We start from the raw sequence: 341 nt of genomic DNA, 5'->3' as shown, positions 1-341 counted from the left end.
TCACAAATACAGCAATAATAAAATTATCATTGAGATAAAAACTTGCCTCAAAGCCAAGTTGTACACCGATTAGCATCCCTAATGACCATAACAACATTGACTTAATGTTAATCTGAATTTTCTGTTTATAAAAATAAGTGAGATTAATCAGGGCAGACCCAATAACAATAGTTAAAGATGTTGCGGCAACCATCTGTAAAGGGAAATTAGGAAAAAGCGTATAGAGAATCGGCACCATCAGCACACCACCACCAATACCGAATATAGCGGACATCAAGTTAGTTAACATGCCGCATAACACCAAAATCATAAGTAGCTGTAAACTCATCACGACTCCTTTT

The 341-nt window shown here is 36.1% G+C and carries 1 protein-coding gene; it reads right to left on the bottom strand.

Annotation, left to right across the window (positions count from 1 at the left end; all coding sequences use genetic code 11):
- On the bottom strand, positions 1-328 hold a 328-nt coding region (locus EII42_RS12560), incomplete at its 3' end, for a TSUP family transporter (protein WP_148098073.1).
- Between the last annotated feature and the right edge of the window lie 13 nt (positions 329-341).

The sequence above is a fragment of the Tessaracoccus sp. OH4464_COT-324 genome (assembly GCF_003932855.1).
Lineage (GTDB): Bacteria > Actinomycetota > Actinomycetes > Propionibacteriales > Propionibacteriaceae > Arachnia.
The sequence above is the reverse complement of the archived record's forward strand: the minus strand, read 5'-3'. Positions and strand labels throughout refer to the sequence as shown.